Source organism: Pseudomonas sp. JV245A (assembly GCF_032424515.1).
GTDB classification, from domain to species: domain Bacteria; phylum Pseudomonadota; class Gammaproteobacteria; order Pseudomonadales; family Pseudomonadaceae; genus Aquipseudomonas; species Aquipseudomonas protegens.
This window is the reverse complement of record NZ_VYKE01000524.1, coordinates 1-508: the sequence shown is the minus strand read 5'-3', so window position 1 is coordinate 508 and position 508 is coordinate 1. Positions and strand designations below refer to the sequence as shown.

General features: G+C 65.4%; 1 protein-coding gene and 1 pseudogene. Both read right to left on the bottom strand.

What is annotated here, in order from left to right; translation table 11 throughout:
* Positions 1-285: DNA polymerase III subunit chi (locus tag F6S12_RS32835; protein ID WP_315870000.1), on the bottom strand; the 285-nt coding region annotated here is incomplete at its 3' end.
* Between the two features lie 60 nt (positions 286-345).
* Positions 346-508 (bottom strand): annotated as a pseudogene (locus F6S12_RS32830) (leucyl aminopeptidase); the annotation flags it as partial.

Here is a 508-nt window from a genome sequence, read left to right as displayed (position 1 = left end):
TTTCAGGTCCAGGTTCACCAGCAGGTCATTGTGGGGGCCGGGGTCCTGGCCGAGGCCGAGGACGATCAGGCTTTCGGGTTCGCTTTCCGCCGGGCCGTGGGGGACGAAGGTTTCGCCCTTGAAGCGCCACAGGCGGGCATCGAGCTCGTCCCGTTGCTCTGCATCGCTGCAATGCAGGTAGATGCGGTGGCCCATGCGCCAGGCCTTGTCGGTGAGCTTGCAGGCAAAATCCAGGCGCGCCGCAGGGTCCGCGCTGGGAAGAATATAGAAGTCGACTTTGGTCATTGGGCTTCCTGAGCCGAGGAGGGCGCCGCCTTCATGCGGCGCCCCCTGCGGTCATGGTTTTCAGGCTTTGGCGCGGTCCAGCAGGTATTGGGTCAGCAGGGGGACCGGACGGCCAGTGGCGCCCTTGTCCTTGCCACCGCTGGTCCAGGCAGTGCCGGCGATGTCCAGGTGCGCCCAGTTGAGGTTCTTGGTGAAGCGCGAGAGGAAGCAGGCGGCGGTGATG